This is a genomic window from Lacrimispora amygdalina, assembly GCF_003432035.1.
In the GTDB taxonomy this organism is placed as follows: Bacteria; Bacillota; Clostridia; order Lachnospirales; family Lachnospiraceae; genus Lacrimispora; species Lacrimispora amygdalina.
The window spans coordinates 97,132-112,933 of record NZ_QOHO01000045.1 but is presented as its reverse complement, the minus strand read 5'-3'; the positions used below and the strand labels follow the sequence as shown (position 1 = coordinate 112,933).

Below are 15,802 nucleotides of genomic sequence, written 5' to 3'. Positions count from 1 at the left end.
GGTGTAAACTATATAAAAAGACCAGATATGCGTTGTAATAAAAAAGTGATATAAAGAGAAAGGAATTAGAATATGTCTATAATTGACCTTTTATTGAGAAAAAAAGAAATTTTAAGAACTTTTGACCTCATGCAATTCGCTAAACCCAAACACTTCTTGGTAAAAATAGGATTACTTTCAAATTGAAAAGTACGTATACTGGAAGTGGAAATAGGCGAACAGGAAATTTTATATCATATGGGGAACGAGTTGACAGCGAAACACAATATCAAATATTTGTCTCAAAATCACAATTTGAATTAGCAACGCATGTTCTTGCTAAAATGTATAGCAATAATTGGTCTTTATCAAATATTTTGGTATGCTGCTGCTGAAGAAATTGAGCAATATCTTGCATCGGTTAGGGTAAATAATAGTAATTATAGAGAAGGGGATTATTTAGGTTCATCAGTTTCTATGTACTCTACGGTTTATTTTTCAACTCGCACCATTTCTGGGAAAGATTTTCCAGCCATGAAAATTACTTCTGTAAATGCTGGTTTAACGGTTTCTAATGGCACTCAGTCAAAAGGTTGGACTATGAGAATCGTGCAAAACGGTAGCTCCGTAGATGGCACATTTATAAGCAAACAAATACAAAACTATAACCTTTATGGCGGTTCTAATCCTCGAACAATAACTCCCCCATCCGGTTGGAAAGAGATTATTATGGAACCAACAGGATCATCAAGTGCAGGTGCAAATACATATTGCCAGGTAAGCAGACCTGGTGGAAGTTCTCAATCATACATTCTTGAGAATCCTATATTATAAAGAATTTTGTTGTTGTGAGGTAAAGTTTATCCCATTTTAGGAGGACAAACATGAAAAAGAATACACTTCTCTTCTTTTTGTTTACATTAGCATGCCTGATTATATTGATTGGTGGTATTGAATTAATAAAATATTATACTCAACTTAATCGACAATATTATACTTATCTATACCCAATTATGGTAATGAAACTGCTCTTTCCTTGTAGTTTAGGACTTTTACTTTTTTTCGCCAACATATTAGGCTGGAAGTTTACTCGATTCATAGAGTAGTTGTAGATGGGGTGGCAACCCTAGTAGTTGTAGTATATTTACTGATTATATCCAGAAAGCTTATTACCTATATTTTTGCTCAACCCGAAACACTTATATGTTTCACCTTATTTCTTAGCTCATTTTTGAATAGTTTGTTGGAATGGAAAAGATATAAGAGTTCTAACTGAAACAGTATATGCAGGTATGGTATTAACAGCCGTAAGATTTAAGCGATAAAAAATTAATAATTATTACCTTAAGGTCTCCTATTTTTCTTGTAGGAGACCTTAGACTATAGACAAAGTCCCGGGAGGATGCCCGGGACTTATTTTTCAAAAAAGTCCAATATCTATAAGGATTCCTGGTAAGTGCTTCAAAAAATAGCGTACTATTTAGTTTACATTATTTATGCTAAGCTGAAGGCATCATTTTTGAAGCATTTTTTATGTTTTAATGTAAGCCGGCATCTGTCAGGCAGTTCCTTTGACCATGGAAGATATTGATTCAGAAGTTCTGGGTGTTAGAGATGATTGTTGTTTGGCATCTCTTCAAGAAGATATTTCAAATATTCATACACATCCAGATGATTGGCTCTGGCACTTTCCACCAGCGTTTACAAGACAGCGTTAGCCCTGACCCCCTTTGGAGTATCTGCAAACAGCCAGGCACGTCTTGCAGTTGCAAATGGCTTAATATTTGCTTCACAAAGATTGATAGAAAGTGGAATTCTCCCATCTTCAAGGTAGATTTATCTACAAATTCCGATTTAGCTTTCAGCTACAAGACCTAAATACTTATTTGACAGAATCAAAACCTTTTGTCAAAACGTTCATTTTCCATCCCCCACCACGGTAACCGGAAACATATTTCAATCACCAAAACATAAAAACACAGCTACATAACACCCTCGAAATGCCGGAATCCTTTGATTTACTGGGCTTTCTTCTCCAGCAGACAAACTGTCTCAACGTTTGCAGTTGAAGGAAACATATCCACACAACAAGCCTTAACCACCTCATACCCCCTCAACTGCAGCACTTCCAAATCTCTCACCAGACTCGTCGGCTTACAAGACACATAAACCAGTCTGTCCACCCCAAAGTCAATAATCTTACCCAGCGCCTTCGGATGAATCCCATCTCTCGGCGGATCCAGAATAATAAGATCCGGCTTATCTTCCAGTTCATCAATCACCTTCAAAACATCCCCCGCGATAAATTCGCAGTTATCCAGACCGTTTCTCGCAGCATTCTCTCTGGCCGCTTCCACCGCCTCCTCTACAATCTCCACACCCACCACTTTTTTTGCAACAGGCGCAATAATCTGGGCGATGGTGCCAGTGCCGCTGTATAAGTCAAAAACCACCTTATCCTTTGTCTCACCTACATAGCCTCTTGTGGTTTCATACAACACTTCCGCACCAAGCGAATTGGTCTGAAAGAAAGAAAACGGTGAAATCTTAAACTTCAGTCCCAGCAATTCCTCATAAAAATAATCCTGTCCGTATAAAATATCTGTCCGGTCACTTTTTACCACATCAGCCAGGCTGTCATTTAATGTATGAAGAATTCCAACAATTCTTCCATTCAGCTTCAGCCTGAGCAGTGTATCAGCAAATGGCTTTAAATCCAGCTCCTCCTGAGTCGTAGTAACAAGATCAACCAGAATCTCCCCTGTTTTCACAGCTCTGCGCACCAGAAGATGACGCAGATAGCCGGTATGCTGCATCTTTTTATAAAATCCGGTTCCCAATACTTCAAAGTATTCCTTAGCCGCCTTTAATATATCGCAGAAATCAGAGTCCACAATCTTGCATTCCGTTGTCGTCACTACATCGTAAAAGCTTCCCCTTTTATGCATTCCCAGAGAAAGAGGACCATCCTTATATTCATCTCCAAAGGAGAACTCCATCTTATTGCGATATCCATCCGCAATCGGGCTGGGTTTAATTCCTTCAAATACAAAATCTCCTGTCACCACACCGTCTAACAGGGATTTCACCTGCTGTTCCTTAATCTTTAACTGTTCTTCGTAAGGGATGGTCTGATAGGTACAGCCTCCGCAGATTCCAAAATGTGGGCATGGATCTTGTGCATATTCCAGAGGAGAGTTCTCTAATACTTCAAGAATCCTTCCCTCACATTTCCCCCCTCTTTTTTTGTTTATCATAACTCTCACTTTTTGTCCGGGCAGTGCGTGCTTTACAGCAATCCTTCCTTCTAAAAGCTCTATCAATCCTTTGTCAGGAAAATCAAACCGTCCGATTGTTCCTTCGTATATCTCACCCTTTTTCACGTTTGCTGACTCCTTTTATCTTCTTAATTTTTCTATTCCGTTACGTAAAAGAGCGTGTCTCACTTTCTGAGGCACGCTCTCCTTTTAATGCCAGATTTTAGTCTTCGGAACTAGCTTCCGACTTTTCATCCTCAAAGAAATCGTCGTCGAAATCATCATCAAAATCGTCTTCAAAATCTTCCAGATAATCTGGAGTAAAGAAACGATATACGGTATAAGCAATTCCAGCTACTGCAGCCACTGCGCCTATGATCGCGAGTATCCAGAGGATACAGTTTTTCTTTTTCTCTTCCTGTTCTCTTTTATGAAGCATATCATTCACTCTGCTTGAGTTCATAAGATCTTCCAGTTTGCTCATAGCTTCTTTGCTCATTGCATCAAATCTGTTCATGTCTCCACGTCCTTTCTGAGAGCCCTGCTTTCATTCATATCCTGTACGGCACAGATTTTTCTCTTTGCCTGTAGCAGTTATTATACCATTATATTGGCTTTTTTACTATCATTTTTAGATTTTTTTAAAATTTTATGCATATTCAATTATTCTCTCACAAGCTTCAATTTAGCAAAGGAGGCAAACATTTTTTTCACACCTGCCTGGTCAAAGTGAACGGTTACCTCGAAATCTCTTCCGCCATCCTTGATTTCCTTAACCTCACCAATTCCGAATTTGATGTGGCTGACTCTGTCTCCTTCTTTATAGCCAAGAGAAAGCGGCTTTTCCACGGTAAACGCTTTTCCAAAGCCAGGAGTTGATACCGGTTTTGATGTCTTTGACGCATATGCGTTGCTGCCTGGTCCAAAGCTGCTGACACCTGATGTCCCCCCTGCTGCCCCGCTCTTTCCCCATGGCAGACCGCTGTCATCAAAATCAGATTGCGCTCTGGATGAAAGCCTCTGCTCCAGCCTGCTGGAGTCTAACAGTTCACCTGGTATTTCTTCCACAAAACGGCTGACCTTTGAATATCTGGTTTCACCGTTTACCATACGCTGTCTGGCCGCAGTCATCATAAGGAACTTCTGGGCCCTTGTAATACCAACGTAGCAAAGTCTCCGTTCTTCTTCCACATCCTCTTTATTATCCGAAGAAATAGACATCATGCTGGGAAATAAGCCATCCTCCATACCGCTTAAATAAACTCGCGGAAACTCAAGCCCCTTGGCACTGTGAAGTGTCATCAGCGTTACACGGTTTTCTGATTCATCCATTCGGTCTACATCGGCAACAAGGGCAACTTCCTCCAGGAACTCACTTAATTCCGGATGTTCATGCTCCCCCTCAAAACTGATTGCTTTATTAATCAACTCTTCTATATTTTCCAGACGTGTCTGATATTCGATCTCTCCCTCTGCTTCCAGTTCCTTCTGGTAGCCGGTTTCGTCAAGAATATCTTCGATCAGTTCATGAATGCTGTAAGTCTCTTCTGTCAGCCGGCTTCTGAAATCTTCAATTTTTCCCGTAAATCCCATAACTTTATCCGCTGTTTTACCCAGTCCCGGAACGGCTTTCGCCCTGCAGAATGCATCGTATATGCCCATCTCACGTTCCGAAGCAAATGCCTGGACCTTTCCGATACTGGTCGCCCCGATACCCCTTTTGGGAACATTGATGACTCTTAAGACAGATAAATCATCTCTTCCGTTTGCGATTGTTTTTAAATAGGCCAAAATGTCCTTGATTTCTTTTCTCTGGTAGAAGTTTACGCCGCCGACCATGCGGTAGGGGACATTATGCTGAAGACATTTTTCCTCGATCAGACGGGACTGGGCATTGGTCCGGTAAAGAACTGCACAGTCCTGATAGTCAGATGCGCTGTTTAATATGTCACGGACAATGGCATCTGCCTCTTCTGCTGCATTTTCAAACTGCTTAAACTGAACCAGCGGTCCTTCTTCATTGGACGTCCATAAGGTTTTGTCCTTTCGTCCTCTGTTATGGCGGATTACCTCATTGGCAGCGTGCAGAATATTTTGGCTGGAGCGGTAATTCTCTTCCAGCTTAATGACCCTCGCACCCGGATAAGATTTTTCAAAATTTAATATGTTCTCTATATTTGCACCGCGAAACTTATAGATGGACTGATCGTCATCGCCTACAACACAAAGATTCTTATATTTCCCTGCAAGCAGACTGATTAAACGAAACTGAGCGGTATTGGTATCCTGATACTCGTCCACCATGATATAGCGGAAACGTTCCTGATAGTAGTTTAAGACCTCAGAATTATTCTGAAATAATTCCACCGTCTTCATAATCAGATCATCGAAATCCAGCGCATTGTTCTTCTTTAACTGACTCTGGTACTCTTTATAAACAGAAGCTGCTTTCTTCTGCCGGAAATCCCCGGAAGCATTGAGTTCAAACTCTGCCGCACTTACCAGTTCATTCTTGGCTGTGGATATAAGACCCAGCATTGCCCGGTCTTTATAAACCTTCGGATCCAAATCCAGTTTTTTTAAGACATGGCGCATCAAAGTCTTCTGGTCATCCGTATCGTATATGGTAAAATTAGTAGTAAATCCAAGGCTTTCAATATGCCTTCTTAATATGCGCACACAGGATGAATGAAATGTGGAAACCCAGATGCTGTCTGCCCCAAATCCAACCAGACGATCCACACGCTCTCTCATTTCTCCAGCCGCTTTATTGGTAAATGTTATGGCCATTATGTTCCAGGGGTTGACACCCTTTTCTTCTATTAAATAGGCAATCCGGTGCGTAAGAACCCTGGTTTTTCCAGACCCCGCTCCTGCCAGCACAAGAAGCGGTCCCTCCGTTTGAAGTACCGCCTCTTTCTGCATAGAATTTAATGTATCATAAATACTCATAAATTGTACGCTTTTTCCTTTCCTTGTTTCTGCCCGTTTTTCAGGGCATAGAGGGATGCCGCAGGCTCCTGTCCATTTTTAAATAGGCTTTCAGAGAATCCATATGTACCAGTGCCAGCCGTCTTCCCTCCTGATACAGCGCCTCCAGCTTTCTTTTATCCTGTTCCGTTCTTTGAACCGTCACATGGTGATCCGGGCGGATCACATAGATTCTTCCCTCTTTTTCCAGACGGTCAATCTCTTCCTGCATTCGGTTGTATCTCTCCGGAACGTCCTCAAGCGCCTTTAAAAATCTGGGAAGCGGTGCGAAATAACGCTCATACCCCTTTTTCGTCCATCTATCAAGGGGAGGTTTCCGGTATCCCGGCTCTCTGGTAAGAACCAGCACAATCTTTTCATACCCCAGATCAATCGCTCTCTGATAAGCCACCGGCATGGAACAGCCCCCATCTAAATATTTCTTTCCTCCAACTGAAATCATTCTGGAAAGTATGGGAATACTGCTGGAAGCTTTTACTGCATCAATAAAATTATCACATGTACTTTTCTCAAAATATTCCGGCTTTCCCGTCTTACAACGGGTAGCTACTACCTCAAAAATCTGTTCAGACTGATAAAATGTGTCATAATCAAAGGGGACTAATGTATTGCTTAATTCCCCGAACAGGAAGTCAAAGTTAAAGATCGAACGTTTTTCTACCAGATTGCGGAAACTTAAAAAACGTTTGTCATTGACATAATCCAGATCCACTTTTATGGTTCTGCCTATCTGCTTGCTGACATAACTCATACCTGACATGGAGCCGGCTGAAACTCCGTTAACATAGGACATTTCAAGTCCCTGTTCCATGAACACATCCAAAACTCCTGCAGTAAATACTCCCCGCAGGGATCCCCCCTCTAAAACTAACGCTCCTTCTGTCATCTTAAATCACCTCGACTTCTATTCTATTTCATTTATCCGGTCCGGTCAATCCTTTTTGATGCCGTCAGGCGAACTGGCTCTGGTACAATTGATAATAGGCACCTTTCAGTTTCATTAAGTCATCGTGATTTCCCGCTTCCCGGATCGTTCCCTGATCGATGACAAAGATACGGTCTGCCTTACGGATGGTGGAAAGCCTGTGAGCAATAATAAAGGAAGTTCTTTCCTTTAGCAGGGCCTCAATTCCCTTTTGAACAAGCAGTTCCGTATGAGTATCAATGCTTGAGGTTGCCTCATCAAGAATCAGAATACCGGGTTTTGATACCATGGTTCTTGCAAATGCCAGCAGCTGTCTCTGACCGATGGAAAGACCGGCTCCCCGCTCACTGATTTCCGTATCATAACCCTTCTCTAGCTTCATGATAAACTCATGGGCATTCACTGCCTTGGCGGCCTCTTCAATTTCCTCATCCGTTGCATTTAAACGCCCGTAACGAATGTTATCCCGTATGGTTCCGGAAAAAAGGAAATTATCCTGGGTCATAATGCCCATCTGGCTTCTTAAGCTCTTTAACGTCACACTTCTGATCTCCTGATCATCAATATAAATCCTGCCTCCGGTGACTTCATAAAAACGGCTGATCAGGTTTACTATTGTTGTTTTTCCTGCCCCTGTCGGCCCCACTAAAGCGATGGTCTCCCCAGGTTTTACCGAAAAGCTTACGTGATCCAGAATCAGGCGGTCCGGTTCATCCCCATATGCAAAGGAAACTTCCTCAAACGTAACCTCTCCCTTTAATGCCTTTAATTCTTCTGCACCCTCTTCATCTTTAATCTCAACCTCCGTATCTATAATATCAAAGATTCGTTCTGCAGCTGAGATATTGGTGGTCAGTTTATTATAAAAATTGGCAAGATTACGTATAGGGCTCCAGAACATGGCAATGTATGTGGAAAATGCAAGAAACGTACCAATACCGATCTGTTCCACTCCCACCACCTTAATTCCGATAAAATAAAGCAAAAATCCCCCCATTCCCCAGGTTATTTCTACAAGAGGACCGAATGCATCCGCAACCACTACCGCATCAATGAAGGAACGGTAATGCTGGTCTACCAGATCGTGAAAAACCTCTTTCGTCTCATTCTCGGCAGCATAGCTTTGAATAATCCTGATTCCTGATAAGTCTTCATGTACATAGGCATTTAAATTAGAAGTTTTCTTTCTGTATACCCTCCATCTTTTATGTACGTTCGTCTCGATAAAAAACATACCAACTGCCAGAATCGGCAGCGTCAGCAAAGCTGCCATTGCCAATTGATAGTTTTTGATCAGCATGATGCTGAGCACACAGATGACAGTGATAAAATCCGGAATCAGCTGTGTGACGCTATCTGATAATACATCTTTTAATGAATTCACATCACCAATAATTCTTGCAAGTACCTTTCCCGTAGGACGGCTGTCAAAAAAGCCAAAACCCAGGGACTGGATATGCTGATACAGTTCCTCTCTGATGTTTAAAAGCACCCGGTTTGAAACTTCTGCCATGATGCGCATTCGGAACTTTGTTCCTGCTAAAAATAGCAAAAATAATACCATAGCACCAAGTCCCACATAAAGAAGGCCTTTTATATCTTTTTGTGCCACGCAGACATTTACCGCATACTCCATCAAAAGGGGCGCAAGCATGCTGATGGTAATAGTGCCGGCCATGATAAACAATACAAGCACAATTTTCTTTTTAAAAGCAATTAGATAACGAAACAGACGGATTATGGTATCTTTTTTCAATACCTCTTTCTGTTCCTCATCCATTCTGCTGGAATTTACTGACATAATGCAGCCTCCTCTCCATACTGAACCTGATAGGTTTTATAATACTGCCCCCGCTTTTCCATAAGCTCCTCGTGAGTTCCCCGCTCAATGATTTTTCCGTCTTCCAGAATGAGAATCTCATCGGCTCTGCGCACGGCTGAAACCCTGTGGGCAATGACAATTTTCGAACTGTTTTTCAGCTCTGACAAATGGGATTCAATCTCTCTTTCCGTCTCCATGTCAAGAGCGGAAGTGGAGTCGTCAAGAATCAGGAGCGGTGTTTCCTTTGCAATGGCTCTGGCTATGCTGATTCTCTGCTTCTGGCCTCCCGATAAACCAACTCCCCGTTCACCGATTACCGTATCATACTGTTCTGACAGCTTTTGAATGAAACTGTGTGCTTCCGCAGAAATCGCGGCCTGCTGAACACTTTCCCACTCGGTGGCATCCTTGTTTCCGGTTTTAATATTTTCGGAAATGCTGTCGGAGAAGAGAAATACATCCTGCATAACGACTGAGATCTGGCCTCTCAGCAAAGGCAGCGGCAGATCTTTAATATTAATTCCGTCAAGCAGAATTTCCCCGGCTGTTGCATCATAGAACCGCTCAATTAAATTGACAATGGAGGTCTTTCCCGAACCGGTGACTCCCATAATCCCCAGTGTCTTTCCCTTCTTCAAGGTGAAATTGATATCGTTTAAAATATCCTTTCCATCCAGTTCAAAATCTACATGCTGAAAGGTGAGTTCCCCTTCCACAAATTCCGGAAGGACCGGTTTGTCAGGATCTGCAATAACCGGCTTCTCTTCCATGATCTTTTTTATCTTCTTGTTGGAAGCAAATGCGGCCGCCAGATCATTGCTTAACCAGCCCACCATTTCCATAGGCCAGATAATATTGTTTGCATATTCGGAAAATGCTCCTAAATCTCCTATGGACATCTTTCCCCTGATTACCAGAATTCCTCCGATGACAATGACTGCCATCATAAGGAATTTTGACAGGAATGAGATATTTGGCTGGAACCGGATCAGCAGTTTTGCCTGGCTCATATTTAAGTCATAATACTGCTTGTTGTGCTTCTTAAATTTGCTGATCTCATATTCTTCTCTGGCAAATGCCTTAACAGTCCGGACTCCTGCCAGATTTTCCTGAGCAACTGTATTGAGCTCTGCAGTCTGCTCACTGATCTTGTCATAAACCTCTCCCAGTCCTTTTTCCATCTTTAAGGCATACCAGGCGATAAGCGGCAGAATGACCAGTGGAATCAGTGTCAGAACGGGACTTAACCGCAACATGCAGACAATGACAATTATTGTGTGAATAGAGCATTCCAAAACAAGCATTCCCACAAATCCAAAGGCATTCCAGATCCGCTCTGCGTCATCTTTAATCCGGGCCATCAGCTCTCCCGTATTATGACTGTCAAAATATCCCACGGATAACGTCTGGATATGATCAAACAAATCCTTTCTCAAACCACATGCGATCCGGGCAGCAGCAAAGTCAAAGATAAATTCCTTCGTATACTGAAATACCGCTCTTCCAAATCCAATTCCCAAAAGCCCAAGAAGCAGCCTCATGAGAATCTGTGTCTGACCACCCACAATTACATCATCAATAATGTGTTTTGTAATCTGGGGTGCTGATGCATCAAGCAAAATGCTGATAATCATCGCTGCAAGTGCGAGGACGTAAAGAAATTTATATTTCCTCACGTACTTCCACAAATTTTTCATACCATTTCCTCCTCTTTTCTTAACAAACATCATAATTTTTCTCCATATATGTAAAAAAACCGAAAAAAACTGCACAATGCGGTTTTTTTCGGTAAATAAGCAAAAAAATAACCGCAGTCATTCAGACTGCGGATTAACTCATAAAAAGAAGCTCCGGTCAAGAAGCTGCATATGTCCTGACATCCTTAGATGCAAAGACAGTTTTCCATGAGGCAGACTGAATTCACCAATATAGTTCTGACAATTTGATTGATTCTGTTAATTCCACGATTACGCATCATAGTTCCTGCCTCCTTTTCTTAGATTTTGTTGTATTTAATATACAATTATAAGAATACTGCCTATTCTCTATCCTGTCAAGCAATTTTTGAAATTTTATGAAATTCTGGTAATTGCTTCCAATTATACGAGAAAAAGTTTTGTCCTGGTCCGGATTTTTTCCTTCCATTTACAGCAGTCATTGAGATGGAGCATAACATGCCGGGTTGGCGGCATTAACAGCAGTCCGGCCACATCCTTTGTACCCCAAAACTCCAGCAGCCACTCTGAGTCCTTTTGTAAGGTCACGCCGCCTTCCCTTTGAATTTTCATAAGGTCAGCCTGGTTCACCTCCCGTTTCATATCTTCAAAAGTAAACCTGCTTACGATTTCCCTGGTTCTTTCCCCCACTGCACTTCGGTAATCCAGCAGTTCCTGACAGTTTACCTGTTTGCTGAAAGCCATAATCTCCTCATCAGATAATGCATTACCTGTATCCTTAATGGGAGAATTAATTTTCCTGCACCAGTCTTCATTAAAAAGCTGATCCCCTCTGGCAGCCAGAATCCCCATGGTCAGGTCTTCAATTCTGGCAATGTGCCATACCACCCAGGCAATTGTCTCATCTTCTCTTCCAGGCATCACTGCGTATTCCCAGGGTTTTAGGTCGCCAAATAACCGGTCGGTTTCATTTTCTTCTCTATCTTTTATATTCGACCGGTGCAGCTGTTTATGAATGTCCAGAAAAATTTTTATTGCTTCTTCGGTTCTTTGCTTTTTCCGGATAATCTGATTGAGTGCCTTATGCTCTTCACTTAATCCCTCGCCAAAATATTTCATAATTGCACTCCTCGCCCAGCAATTGCTTCTGTCTCTTTTTAGGCAGCTTTGCAAAAATCAGAGCATAGGACTTTTCCAGCATATCCTTTAACAGTTCATCAGGTACGTCCCCATCTGCCATAACGGAATTCCAATGAATCTTATTCATATAATATCCCGGTATGATGTCCTTGTACTGCTGCCTTAAAAAATCCCCTTCCAAAGGTTCCAGCTTCATGGATATCAGCTTTTCCTTCCCCTGGTCATCTCTGCAGACAGCTGCAAACATCTTACCGTCAATCATATACCTGTCCCAGTTCCATTCCTCTTTAAAGTCACTGGTAACTCCGTTCATTCCCTTTAAAAAGTCATCAATCCACGGATATTTCATAGTACCTCCCAAAATCCTCTATTTTCTGTTAGGGCGCCTTTTCATCATCAGAAGGTTTAAAAACTCATCAATCAGAGAACCATCGTAAACAGGAAACATCATCCATTTTCCATCATGATATACCGTCGAACTGTCATATTCTTCCTGTATCCGGGGTGAAAAGTTCTGCCTGTTCTGCTCAAATTTCTCCTGTTCTGCTTTGCCGAATATGACCATAAACCCGGAACAGCCCTCTCTGGCATAGAGCGCGCAGAGGGTTTTCCCCCCTCTGCGGTATTTGTATTCATACTTCCATGCTTTGCCGCCGCTGTTCCAAAGGCAGTCCATATCATATGCTTCTTCAATTTTTTTGCAGAGAGCTTCCCATGCAGAAAAAGCCTCCTCTCCAATTAAGCTTATCATCTCTTCCCGAGACGGAATCTTTTCAAGCATGAAAAACTCCTTTCTTTCTACTGCTCTGGCACCTGTTTTTAAGGATTATACCACCTATAACAGGACAGCTGTATGTCATATTTTACGAAAAATGATACTCATCGTATTCTTCCATATTCATTCTTTCTATAATAAATTCCGTCACCAGATCACCTTCAGCGCTTACGCAGTATTCCGGATGAACCGGTGCTCCCCAGCTGTCGTCTCCGCCTACGCCTCTCATAGCCCCAAATATACTGATTACCGTATATCTTGGAGCAGGAAGTTCTTCATTATGAGTAGCCATCTCCAGTTCCTCCGCTGTATAAGGAAGAACCGATGCCTCAAACGGCGCACTTACAGCCCGGAAACCGATGGAATTTCCCGTTCTGTCAGAAACCTTCAGCCAGCGTACTCCGGTCCTGTTTCCGCATTCCTGGGGAACCAGATAAGGAGATACATTTCCCTCAGGGGTGTCTTTATAGATCCCAAGTCTGGCTCCTTCCTTCCTGTCACAGTAATTCTCTTCCGGTCCTCTGCCATACCAGGTAAACTGCTTGGCAGCAGACGGAGTGATAATCCTCATTCCAAAAGCAGGAAGCTGGGGCAGCCCCTCTTTTCCATGAAATACGGCTCTCACGTAGATGGTCCCAGTTGAATTCACTTCATAGGTGACCTCTGTTTCAGCCTCCGGTATAACAGACAGCTGATAGGTATAAGTAACTGTAATGCAGCCTTCTTTTTCTTCCACTTTGCAGTTTTCATTTCTGTAAGAGGGGAATCTGCCCGCGCCTAACCATATCGAGCTTTTAACCGGGAATTTATTTCCCTTGTCATTGTCGGTAGCCGCTCTCCAGTACACAGGCATAACAGGTCTTCCAACCCATTCTTTTCCATCATAAACAATGGAAACAATGCTTCCTTCCTGTCTGGAAAAGAGAATCCTAAACCCTTCTCCCGATACGCCAATATTTACGTCTCCGTAAATTACATTCATTGACTTTTTACTTCCAGGTAACGTCTCTCCCCTGATCACACGGACACTCTCTCCAAAGGCAGTTTCAAAACCCGAATCAGCCCATAAATTATCTTCTTTTAAGACTGCAGAAACCTGATGGACATACTCCCCTGCATCGTTCCATTCCGGGATTTTAACCGTAATATATGCGGTCATTAATGGTTCAACAATAGCTTCAAAACGCTCCTGGAATATGGGTTCCCCGTTCTTTAATACGGTATAAACAAATTCGCAGTCAGAGGTATTTTCAAACAGCCTGCGGTTTTCAATGCTTACTCCGTTTTCATCCGGTGTGAGACGAAGATCCTGATAGAGATATTTCACCTCCTGGGCTTTGGGAGAAGCCGTACGGTCTGCGTAAACAATCCCGTCGCCGCAGAAACTGTAATCCGTGGGGCGGTCTTCAAAATCACCCCCGTATGTCATATGCTCTTCTCCGTATGCGTCCTTTTTCATCAGAGACTGATCAATGTAGTCCCAGATAAAACCACCCTGATACAGCTCATAGCGGTCTTCCAGTTCCGTATATTTATGCATACCTCCAAGGGAGTTTCCCATGGCATGCATATATTCGCACAATATAAACGGCTTCCTGGGATCATCGTTAAGATAAGCCTCCACCTCATCGGGTTTTGCATACATGCGGCTTTCCATGTCACTGGTCCGGTCAAATTCCCTGTTCCAGAAAACGCCTTCGTAGTGAACCAGTCTGCCTGGATCTCTTTTACGGAAAAATTCCGACATGGCCAGGATATCTTCTCCTGCATAGGATTCATTGCCGCAGGACCAGATGAGTACACTGGGATGGTTTTTATCCCGTTCCAGCATGGATTTTGCACGGTCCACCACGCATTCTTTCCACTCAGGCAGACTTCCCGGCACATTCCATGAGGGCTCACAGTCTCCCATCTTCTGCCAGGAACCATGGCTTTCTAAATTCGCCTCATCAATTAAATAAATGCCGTATTCATCACACAGTTTATACCACAGGCTCTGATCGGGATAATGACAGGTACGGACTGCATTGATGTTATGCTGTTTTAAAAAACGGATGTCCCACAGCATATCTTCTTTTGTAATGGCCCGTCCCCTTCTGACATTGAACTCATGACGGTTAATTCCCCGAAATACAATCCGTTTTCCATTAAGGTGCATGACACGATTTACCATTTCAAACCGGCGAAAGCCCACTTTTTGAGGAATTATCTCTATTAACTGCCCATTTTCATCAAATAAGGAAATCCATAACTCGTAAAGATAAGGATCCTCCCCGTTCCATAAACGGGCTCCCGGCACACAGCCCGTAAGCACAGTATCAGCCTTAGCCGGCTGGGCCTCAAAGGATAAGACGCCGTTTCCATCTCTGTCCTTTAAAACAGCACTGACACTTCCTTTTACTTCTCCCATAAGATTTAACTCTGCCTTTAATCGTCCATCCTTGTAGTCATCAGAAACGTCTGCATGTACAAACAAGTCTCTTACATGGCAGGAAGGAACTGCATATAAATAAACATCACGGAATATACCAGAGAAGCGGAAAAAATCCTGGTCCTCAATCCAGCTTGCACTGCTTCTTTTATATACCTCTACTGCAAGGCGGTTGATCCCGTCACAGACTGCATGAGTAATCTCAAACTCGGATGGGGTAAAGGAATCCTCTGAATAACCAATAAAAACTCCGTTCAGCCATACATAAAAAGCTGTTTCAACTCCCTGAAACGAGAGAAAAAGACGTTTTCCCTTTAATCCGGTTTCCAATTCAAATTCTCTCAGATAGCTTCCTGTAGGATTGTTATCCGGATCAGTAAAAGGAGGTCTTAAATCAGAAACTCCATCCCAGGGATACATGGTGTTAATATACTGGCATCTGCCAAATCCCTGCAGTTGTATATGTCCGGGAACCATGATTGTATCAAACTTATCTGCGATAAAATCTTTTTTATAAAACTCCTTTACTCTCTCTTCCGGTTTTTCTGCATAGGAAAACTGCCATGTTCCGTTAAGCGGCTGGCAAAGTCTCATATACCCTTCTGATGCATCATTTTCTGTCTCATAATATTGATGATCGGAATGAGCGGCGATCCTGTTTACAGAAAATACTTCAGGGTCATTCAGCCATTCCAGTTTTGCAGTTTTTTCTTCCATAAAAAAACCTCCTTTTAAAAAACATTACTTTTATTATAATCCACGTCAGCAAAAGAATCTATTGTATTTTTTTATTCTTTCACTGCGTC

The 15,802-nt window shown here is 42.4% G+C and carries 13 protein-coding genes; 1 reads left to right on the top strand and 12 read right to left on the bottom strand.

Annotation, left to right across the window (positions count from 1 at the left end; genetic code table 11):
* Positions 1-315 precede the first annotated feature (315 nt).
* Positions 316-813 (top strand): hypothetical protein, encoded by a 498-nt coding sequence (locus DS742_RS15025; RefSeq protein WP_147325802.1) that lies wholly within the window; start codon positions 316-318, stop codon positions 811-813.
* 774 nt (positions 814-1,587) lie between these two features.
* Here DS742_RS15025 and DS742_RS29495 read toward each other — a convergent pair.
* From DS742_RS29495 to lacZ, 12 genes are all read right to left on the bottom strand, one after another.
* Complete coding sequence (locus tag DS742_RS29495; protein ID WP_278336061.1) at positions 1,588-1,674, bottom strand: transposase domain-containing protein; 87 nt, start codon at positions 1,672-1,674, stop codon at positions 1,588-1,590.
* 6 nt (positions 1,675-1,680) lie between these two features.
* Positions 1,681-1,815 (bottom strand): IS66 family transposase, encoded by a 135-nt coding sequence (locus DS742_RS29790; RefSeq protein WP_278336060.1) that lies wholly within the window; start codon positions 1,813-1,815, stop codon positions 1,681-1,683.
* Positions 1,816-1,997: 182 nt separating this feature from the next.
* Positions 1,998-3,362, bottom strand: a complete 1,365-nt coding sequence (gene rlmD / locus DS742_RS15010) for a 23S rRNA (uracil(1939)-C(5))-methyltransferase RlmD (protein WP_117417788.1) — start codon at positions 3,360-3,362, stop codon at positions 1,998-2,000.
* A 97-nt stretch (positions 3,363-3,459) separates the two neighbouring features.
* Positions 3,460-3,753, bottom strand: a complete 294-nt coding sequence (locus tag DS742_RS15005) for a DUF4366 domain-containing protein (protein ID WP_117417787.1) — start codon at positions 3,751-3,753, stop codon at positions 3,460-3,462.
* Positions 3,754-3,899: 146 nt separating this feature from the next.
* On the bottom strand, positions 3,900-6,188 hold the full coding sequence (gene pcrA, locus DS742_RS15000; RefSeq protein ID WP_117417786.1) for a DNA helicase PcrA: 2,289 nt from the start codon (positions 6,186-6,188) through the stop codon (positions 3,900-3,902).
* Positions 6,189-6,228: 40 nt separating this feature from the next.
* The gene (locus DS742_RS14995) at positions 6,229-7,113 is read right to left on the bottom strand and encodes a patatin-like phospholipase family protein (protein WP_117417785.1); all 885 of its coding nucleotides are present in this window, start codon (positions 7,111-7,113) and stop codon (positions 6,229-6,231) included.
* Positions 7,114-7,177: 64 nt separating this feature from the next.
* Entirely contained in the window at positions 7,178-8,953 is a 1,776-nt protein-coding gene (locus tag DS742_RS14990; protein ID WP_117417784.1) for an ABC transporter ATP-binding protein, read from the bottom strand.
* Positions 8,944-10,671, bottom strand: a complete 1,728-nt coding sequence (locus DS742_RS14985) for an ABC transporter ATP-binding protein (RefSeq protein WP_117417796.1) — start codon at positions 10,669-10,671, stop codon at positions 8,944-8,946. Before DS742_RS14985 ends, DS742_RS14990 begins: the two co-directional genes overlap by 10 nt.
* Before the next feature lie 402 nt (positions 10,672-11,073).
* A complete protein-coding gene (locus DS742_RS14980) occupies positions 11,074-11,769 on the bottom strand; it encodes a DinB family protein (protein ID WP_117417783.1) in 696 nt (231 codons plus the stop codon).
* The gene (locus tag DS742_RS14975; RefSeq protein WP_117417782.1) at positions 11,741-12,139 is read right to left on the bottom strand and encodes an MmcQ/YjbR family DNA-binding protein; all 399 of its coding nucleotides are present in this window, start codon (positions 12,137-12,139) and stop codon (positions 11,741-11,743) included. Before DS742_RS14975 ends, DS742_RS14980 begins: the two co-directional genes overlap by 29 nt.
* 18 nt (positions 12,140-12,157) lie before the next feature.
* Complete coding sequence (locus DS742_RS14970; RefSeq protein ID WP_117417781.1) at positions 12,158-12,571, bottom strand: DUF3788 domain-containing protein; 414 nt, start codon at positions 12,569-12,571, stop codon at positions 12,158-12,160.
* 82 nt (positions 12,572-12,653) lie between these two features.
* On the bottom strand, positions 12,654-15,713 hold the full coding sequence (gene lacZ, locus DS742_RS14965; RefSeq protein ID WP_117417780.1) for a beta-galactosidase, LacZ type: 3,060 nt from the start codon (positions 15,711-15,713) through the stop codon (positions 12,654-12,656).
* Between the last annotated feature and the right edge of the window lie 89 nt (positions 15,714-15,802).

What these genes read in the sequence shown, in the direction of transcription:
- DS742_RS14975 (WP_117417782.1), bottom strand. Translation starts at nt 12,139, where the DNA reads ATGAAATATCCGTGGATTGATGACTTTTTAAAGGGAATGAACGGAGTT.
- lacZ (WP_117417780.1), bottom strand. Translation starts at nt 15,713, where the DNA reads ATGGAAGAAAAAACTGCAAAACTGGAATGGCTGAATGACCCTGAAGTA.
- DS742_RS14990 (WP_117417784.1), bottom strand. Translation starts at nt 8,953, where the DNA reads ATGTCAGTAAATTCCAGCAGAATGGATGAGGAACAGAAAGAGGTATTG.
- DS742_RS14995 (WP_117417785.1), bottom strand. Translation starts at nt 7,113, where the DNA reads ATGACAGAAGGAGCGTTAGTTTTAGAGGGGGGATCCCTGCGGGGAGTA.
- DS742_RS14985 (WP_117417796.1), bottom strand. Translation starts at nt 10,671, where the DNA reads ATGAAAAATTTGTGGAAGTACGTGAGGAAATATAAATTTCTTTACGTC.
- DS742_RS14980 (WP_117417783.1), bottom strand. Translation starts at nt 11,769, where the DNA reads ATGAAATATTTTGGCGAGGGATTAAGTGAAGAGCATAAGGCACTCAAT.
- DS742_RS14970 (WP_117417781.1), bottom strand. Translation starts at nt 12,571, where the DNA reads ATGCTTGAAAAGATTCCGTCTCGGGAAGAGATGATAAGCTTAATTGGA.
- DS742_RS15005 (WP_117417787.1), bottom strand. Translation starts at nt 3,753, where the DNA reads ATGAACAGATTTGATGCAATGAGCAAAGAAGCTATGAGCAAACTGGAA.
- pcrA (WP_117417786.1), bottom strand. Translation starts at nt 6,188, where the DNA reads ATGAGTATTTATGATACATTAAATTCTATGCAGAAAGAGGCGGTACTT.